The sequence below is a fragment of the Protofrankia sp. Cj3 genome, from assembly GCF_917627355.1.
Classification (GTDB): Bacteria; Actinomycetota; Actinomycetes; order Frankiales; family Frankiaceae; genus Protofrankia.
The window spans coordinates 12117-19655 of the sequence record NZ_CAKJTR010000081.1; the positions used below are offsets into that span (position 1 = coordinate 12117).

4 protein-coding genes and 1 pseudogene are annotated in these 7539 nt (G+C 67.6%); all 5 read left to right on the forward strand.

Features of this window, described 5'->3' with window-relative positions:
* Nucleotides 1–1116, forward strand: a 1116-nt coding sequence (locus MJ783_RS12935) for an acyl-CoA dehydrogenase family protein (protein ID WP_239310674.1), incomplete at its 5' end; no start/stop codon positions are given.
* A gap of 207 nt (nt 1117–1323) precedes the next feature.
* Nucleotides 1324–1677: pseudogene (locus MJ783_RS23685) on the forward strand (hypothetical protein); the annotation flags it as partial.
* A 94-nt stretch (nt 1678–1771) separates the two neighbouring features.
* A complete protein-coding gene (locus MJ783_RS12945) occupies nt 1772–1954 on the forward strand; it encodes an ester cyclase (RefSeq protein WP_239310676.1) in 183 nt (60 codons plus the stop codon).
* Between the two features lie 379 nt (nt 1955–2333).
* Nucleotides 2334–6542 carry an AAA domain-containing protein gene (locus MJ783_RS12950; RefSeq protein ID WP_239310677.1) on the forward strand — a complete coding sequence of 1403 codons (4209 nt, stop codon included), beginning with the start codon at nt 2334–2336 and terminating at the stop codon, nt 6540–6542.
* Complete coding sequence (locus MJ783_RS12955; RefSeq protein WP_239310678.1) at nt 6542–7447, forward strand: hypothetical protein; 906 nt, start codon at nt 6542–6544, stop codon at nt 7445–7447. The genes MJ783_RS12950 and MJ783_RS12955 overlap by 1 nt, the downstream gene beginning before the upstream one ends.
* Nucleotides 7448–7539 lie beyond the last annotated feature (92 nt).

A 7539-nucleotide genomic window follows, 5' to 3' on the forward strand; every position in this document is an offset into this window, starting at 1 on the left:
CGCGAGCGCGAGCGGCGCGAGGAGCTCGCGAGCCTGCGGGAAACCGTCATGCAGGCCTGCCTGGAACTGGGCGGCCCGGCCGTGGCCCGCGGGCTCGGCGACGACGGGCCGGGCTTCGACGAACACGCCTGGACGGTCCTGGGCCGCGAGATCGGTCTGGCCTGCCTCGGGCTGCCCGAGGACATCGGCGGTGCGGGCGGCCTCGCCGAGCTCACCACCGTCGCCGAGGTGCTGGGCGCCACCCTGCTGCCGGTACCGTTCCTGTCCTCGACCGTGCTGGCCGGCCAGGTGCTGGCCGGGGCCGGTGGGCCGGCGGCGGCACTCGCGGACATCGCGGCCGGGCAGGTGACCGGGCCCGCGGTCACCGACGCCGACGGGCTGTGGCGGCCCGGCCGTCTTCAGCTGACGTTCCGTGACGAGGGCGGGGACAGCGGCCGTGACCGGGTGGTCCTCGACGGGGTCGCGCCCTTTGTGCTGGACGGTCCGGGTGCGCGCCGCCTCATCGTCGCGGCCGTGTCCCGGCCGGGGGACGGAGCGGATCTCTTCCTCGTCCCCGCTGACGGCCCCGGTGTGACCGTCACGCGGCTGACCACCCTCGACCTCACCCGGGCACAGGCCCGGGTCACCTTCACCGGCGCGGCCGCGACTCGGCTCACCCGCGGTGGGACCGCGACCGATGTGGTCTGCCCCGCGCTGGACACCACCGGTGTGGTGCTCGCCGCCGAACAGCTCGGCGGCGCCCAGGCGTGCCTGGACATGATCGTCTCCTACGCGAAGGAACGCCGCCAGTTCGGCCGTCCGATCGGCGGCTTCCAGGCCGTCAAGCATCTGTGCGCGGACCTGCTCGTACTCGTGGAGATGTCACGCTCAGCGGTGGACCGCGCGCTCATCGCCGCCGGCACCCCCGCGTTCGCCGAGGCGGCGGCGGTGGCGCAGGCGTGGTGCTCGGACGCGTTCCGCACCGTCAGCGCGGAAACCGTCCAGTTGCACGGCGGGATCGGGTTCACCTGGGAGCACAACGCCCACCTGTACTTCCGCCGGGCCCGCGCCGACGCGGTGCTGCTCGGCGGTGCCGCCCACCACCGTGAGCGCATCGCCACCGTCCTCGGCTGGTAGCCACCGATCACCGGTACAGACCGGACAGGTGGGCGAGGCCGTGGCCGGGACGGATCAGTCATCGCACCCTGCTACCGGTGGAGCTGGTGTGCGGTTGGTCGGACGGTTGTCCCTGACGTCACTGTCGCTGGCGAGAGCGACCGTGCCGAGGCTGTTGAAGATTCTCTCCGGGGCGGCGGTGGCCGCATTACGAGCCACGACACTGTCGTGCGGTGCAGTGGTAGTCGAAGAGAAGACGAGATCGACGACATCGGCGATATCAACCGTGCTGTTGCCGAGGCCCGTCGGTCGCTCGCGGCCATCGAACCATTCACGCTGATCGTGGGTCCGGCGACCGGCTCCCCGGACTCGATCGGACTCGATCGGACTCGATCGGACTCGATCGGACTCGCCGTCGTCCCCTGGGAGCCGCTGCTTGCCCTGAATGACCACCTCCTTGACGCGGGGGCCCGCACGGTGAAAGCCATGGGCGAACCTGACGAGTTCCACCCATATATCAACATCGCCTACGTCGGCGAAACGATCGACGCGCGCCCGGTCGTCGAGACCGTCGCGACCCTGCGGGAGCTGCCCCGGATCCGCGTCGTGGTCCATTCCGTCGCCCTGGTGGAGCTGCGCCGCGAGAGCCCGTTCAATCCATCACGGCGACGACATCGTGTTCGTCGACACCCGGATGACGGGTACCCACAATGGCCCGTGGGCCGGTGTGCCCGCCACCGGCAGACCCATCGACGTGCGCTGCGGCTGCGTCTTCCACTTCGACGGCGACCGGCTTATCAAGGAGACCGTCTACTTCGACCACGCGACCCTGCTCGGCCAGATCGGCGTCGGCGGCTGACGATCGCTACCAGCGCCTGGTGACGGCCGGACTGATCCGGCCGGGCGTCCATTCGACCGGGCGCATTTGCCCGAGCCCGCGGTTGATCGGACGGGGCGCATGTCCGAGGAGTGGCTCACCCAGCTGCACGCCGAACGCTGATGGCAGCGCGGAGCTACCCAATGCAATGCCCCGCACGACGTGGTGGCCGCCCAGCTGTGTCGATCCGGCAACGCGTCCCGGTTGCCATCACGGACAGATGTGGACAGCTGCTGGCCCTGCGCGATGCCCCTACCCCGCATAGTGGACACTGGTGGCCGTATCCCCGATGATGGTCGGTTCGTCTGAAAGGGCGGCATCATCGGTCGCCTGGCCGGGTTAGATCATCCAGGAGCACGCCTTGTCCACGCAGAATCGTCGCCGGGTCGTCGAGGCTGCCGCCTCCACCTGGGCGGAAGACCTCATCGACATCTCCGGTCGCAACACACTCCTCAACTTCCGCCACAGCAGGACCACCACCCTCGACCTGGCCGACAGCGCCGCTGACGTTCTGGGACGGCTGCTCCACGGCGAACGGGTCCGGCTGTCCGACCTTTTCCCCGATCCGGATGCGATCCTTCGCGCCCGGACCGCCGCCAAGAACATCCGTGGCAAAGCCCGGGTCGTCGAAGAAGAACAGGGCATCCGACCTGCTTTCCTGATCTACGGAGCCCTGTCGTGGACGCCGCCCGGTGGGTCCTCACAGGGCATCCCCCGGCCGAACGCGCCGGTGCTACTCCGACCCGTTGAGATCACACCGATCGACCCCACGGGTAGCGACTTCCATCTCGAGGCCGGCGACGAGATACAGATCAACCAAGTGCTGTTGCACCTCCTGCGACGCAGCTATGGCGTCACCGTTGACCTATCGGGTGTCCTTCCGGAAAACGGGCTGACAGCCAACGGTGTCGACAGCGGCGGATCCCGGGTGACCGGTGACGCGGATGGCGGATGGGTGCCGCCGCGGGTGGGCGACGACAACGAGCCGGCGGACACCACGGCCTCCGCCGCCGATCCGCGAGTGTTCATCGACCGGGCACTGACGCAGGTCGAGCACGTGTTCAGCGCGATCCGGGCGGCCGCCGGGCGGGCGCTGCCAGGGCTCACCGTGACCAAGGAATTCGCGGTGGGGCTCTTCAACTACGAGAAGCTGGCCATGGTGGACGATCTCGGCCGGGCCCATGACCTCATGGCCGCCCATGACATCGTGGCCGCGCTCGCCGGCGATGGCCGAGCACGGGACGCATTGGCCACCAGCGGCCGCGACACGCCCATCCGACCTCCGGACGAGATCGCCCCCGTCGAGGAGTTCATCGTCCTGGATGCCGACTCCTCCCAGCACGCCGCGATCGAAATGGTCCTTGCCGGCCGGCACCTGGTCATCCATGGCCCGCCGGGAACCGGCAAGAGCCAGACCATCGCCAACCTCATCGCGAGCCTCGCCGCGCACGGGAAGACCGCGCTCTTCGTCGCCGAGAAGCGCGCGGCTATCGACGCCGTCGTCGATCGGCTCACCGACGCGGGGCTGGCTGACCTCGTCCTGGACCTGCATGGCGGCGGAACCGCGAAGAACAAGCGGCTGGTCGCGCGTCAGCTCGCCGATACGCTGGAGGCTGCGCGCCAGACACCACCGCCGGATCGGCAGACACGGGTCCGGTACGGGCAGCTCGCCGAACAGCGCCGCACGCTGATCGAACATGAACAGATCATGCACACGATCAGGCCACCGTGGGATCTCAACATTTTCGACGCCCAGTCCGAACTGGCCGGGCTCCCGGATGAGTGCACCAACGACGTCCGTTTCACCGGGTCTGTGCTACGAGATCTCGGCGCGGCAGAGTCCCGGGCTGTCGACTCCGATATCCGTCGACTCGCCGATCTCGGCGGGTTGACGCTCACTCCTGCGGTCTCCCCGTGGGCCGGCGCCCGGGTACGCACGTCCGACCAGGTGCGCGATCTTCGCGATCACGTCAACACGCTGCTGAGTAGCGCCCTACCCGACGCCGACCGCCTCCTGAGCGAGCTGATCACGCGAACCGGACTCCGGCAGCCCGCCGTCGTGGCCGAATGGGAAGAGATAATCACGCTGCTGGATGACCTCCAGCAGCTGCTGGAACACCACGTCGACGAGGCGATCACCGCCTCCGCGGACGAGCTGGCAGCTCTTGTCGAGGCCACGGCGTCCCGCTCGTGGCGACGCCGGAACGCCAGCGGGATGAGCCTTGGACAACGGCGAACTCTGCGACGTCGGGCCAGGGCGCTGCGGCGGGACCGCGCGTTCCGACGCGCCACCCTGCACGCGGGCGTTTCCGCGGTCGTCGCGATCACTGATCGTTGGCGCGCTCTTGCCGTTGACGATCGGGCGCCGAGCGCACCGCCGGAGTTGGCCGAGGCAGCCGCCTCCCACCAGGAGCTGCTGCGCAGGTTGGCCGCGGTTTCGGCGGTACTGGCCACAGCCCGGTTGGAGGACATGTCCGCTGACCGCGCGGCCGACGTGCTACGGCGGATGCGTGACGACCCGATCCTGCAGAACCTGCCTGAGATCAACGACCTGCTGGAGCGGCTGCGCGGTATCGGGCTGGGCACCCTGGTCGATCTTCTCGTTGCCCGGGAGGCCGATGCCGAGACAGCAGCCCAGACGTTTCGATGGACCTGGCTGCGGTCCATCCTCGATGAGCTGGCGCTGACCGAACGTGGGTTCAGCGGATTCCGGGGCGATGCGCACTCGCGCATCGCGGCCAAGTTCGTCACCACCGACTCCGAACATCTTCAGGCCACCACCGATCGGATTCGCCGACTGGTTGCGGAACGCCTGTACCTGGCCATGAACGCCTTCCCAGGGCAGGTGCCGGTGCTGAAAACGCAAGCGCGTAAGAAGACCCGGCACCTTCCCATTCGGGACCTCGTGACAAAGGCCGGCGACCTGGTGCTGGCCGCCCGCCCCTGCTGGGCGATGTCTCCACTGGTCGTGAGCCAGCTGCTGCCCGCGCAACGCCTGTTTGACGTCGTCATCTTCGACGAGGCAAGCCAGGTACGGCCGGCGGACGCGATCACTTCGATCATCCGTGGCCACCAGCTCGTGGTCGCCGGCGACCCGCACCAACTTCCGCCGACGACATTCTTCGCCCGGTTTCTCGCCGCCGGTGACGAGCAGGCCGGTGGCGGCTCCGACGGAACTGGCGACGACGACAGCGACAGCGCGACGAACACTGGAGACTTCGAGTCGATTCTGGATGTCCTGCAGACGCTACTGCCCAGCCGACGACTGCAGTGGCACTACCGCAGCAAGGACGAACGACTCATCACGTTTTCCAACGTCCACATCTACGACAATGATCTGATCACTTTTCCCGGTGTGCTGACCGGGACGCCCGTCGAGCACGTCCTGGTCGACGGGCGGCTGTCCCCGGGCCAGCAGGCCCCGGCACCCGAGGAGGTCGAGGCGGTTGTCGACTTGGTGCTGCGCCACGCCGAGCAACGCCCGACCGAAAGCCTGGGTGTCATCACCATGAGTGATAAGCAGGCGCAGCGGATCGATGCCAAGCTGCGAGCCGCCCGCGCCGGGCGTCCGGATCTCACCGGCTTCTTCTCCGAAAACCCGGACGGCATCCGGCGTCCGTTCTTCGTGAAGAACATCGAACGGGTCCAGGGCGACGAACGCGATTCGATCATTCTGAGCATCGGCTACGCCAAGGGGGTCGACGGCCGTCTCCCCCACAGATTCGGTCCACTCAACCTCGACGGCGGGGAACGACGGCTCAATGTGGCCGTGACCCGCGCACGGCGGCGGATGACCGTGGTCAGCTCCTTTTCGGACTATGACATGCACCCGGAGAAACTGCGCGCCACCGGTGCTCGCCTGCTGCGGGCATATCTGGAGTACGCCCGGCTCGGCGCCGACCTGACCGGATCGGGTCAGGCAACCGGAATTGACCTCAACCCCTTTGAGGACGACGTACTGAAGGCCCTGCAGGAAGCGGGCATACGGGTCGTTCCCCAGTACGGGGTGTCCGGTTGCCGAATCGACTTCGCCGCCGCTCATCCCGAACAGCCTGGACGTATGGTGCTGGCCATCGAAGCGGACGGAGCGAGCTACCACAGCTCGCAATCCGCACGGGACAGGGACCGCCTTCGTCAGGAACATCTGGAACGCCTCGGCTGGCGCTTCCATCGAATATGGTCGACAAGCTGGTTCCGGGACCCGATCACCGAGCTGGCGAAGGTGCAGGCGGCCTGGAAGGAAGCGGTCACCGCGGTCGACAGCGATGCACCGGCCCGACCGACCATGCCAACACCGCGAACGAAACCGGTGGGATCCACACCCATGCCGCCGAGGCGGAAGGGAGCACGGCCACGCCTACGCGCGCGCGGCACGCCGATCGTCCAGTACACCGATTCCCAGCTCGACGCCCTCGTGCGGTGGATCCGCAGTGACGAGCTGCTTCGTACCGAGGAAGAACTGGTGGAGGCGGCCCGATCCGAACTCGGGTACGGCCGGCTCGGCCCGGTGATCCGCAGCCGGCTCACCGAAGCCGTCAGGCGGACCAACGTCGGAAACGGGACAGTCTGATGCCGGACGTGCTGGACACGGTCACCCGGGAACGGTTGGCGCGTCTTATCGTCGACCAGGACGGACCGTATGAACGGACCGGACGCGAGATCGCGGCGCTGTTTCGTCATGCGGATTGGCCGGATCCGGTGGACTACGACGGTTCATACCGGGTCCCCTGGGTCGACGAACTCCTGACATCCAGAGCCGGAGATCGGAATGCGGTCGAACGAATCCTGCGCCGGCTGTGCGACCAGCGGGAGTACGACGACCCACGATCAGCCGTCGCCATGCGGGATGCCGTCAACCGGATTCTCAACACAGACGGCCTCGCCGTGGCTTACCGTGGCGGCCAGAACATTGTTATCGACGTGAGACCATCGGCTGCCGAACCGGCGGCAAGCGCTCCAGTCGAGTTGACCGTTGACATAGCCGACTTCGTACACGACCACGCTATGGTCGGACTGCTGCGGAGTCGACTCGGCGAAGCCGTGACATGCAGAGAAAATGGCGCCTACTTCGCGGCGATCGTCACGGTGGGAAGCCTTCTCGAAGGCGTCCTGCACGCGGTGGTGCAACAACGAGACAAAATTCTGGCGGCCGAGAGCACCAGCGGAACCCGTACCGCTGCGACATCCGCGTCCGGTCGCGGGAACAGAGATCAGCCCAATCTTTACAACCTCATCGACACCGCGCACCGGTACGGACTCATCAAGCGCGACGCCAAGGACTTCGCCCAGGTCTTGCGCGAATACCGCAACTTCGTCCACCCGCGGTCCCAACTTGAACGCAACGTGCATCCGGACGCCGACCTCGCGACCATCTGCTGGAATGTCGCGATCATGACCCTCAACGACCTTGGCGCATCGCATTCGCAGACCCGGGATGGCGACCCGCGCTCGGATGGGCCGAAGTCATCCCGTTGAACGGTTACCGGGATCACGCCGCCGGACGCGGCTGCAGCGGCGGTCCGGCAGGTGACGAGGTGCGCCGTCGCAAGTAGATCTACGCCGCGTCT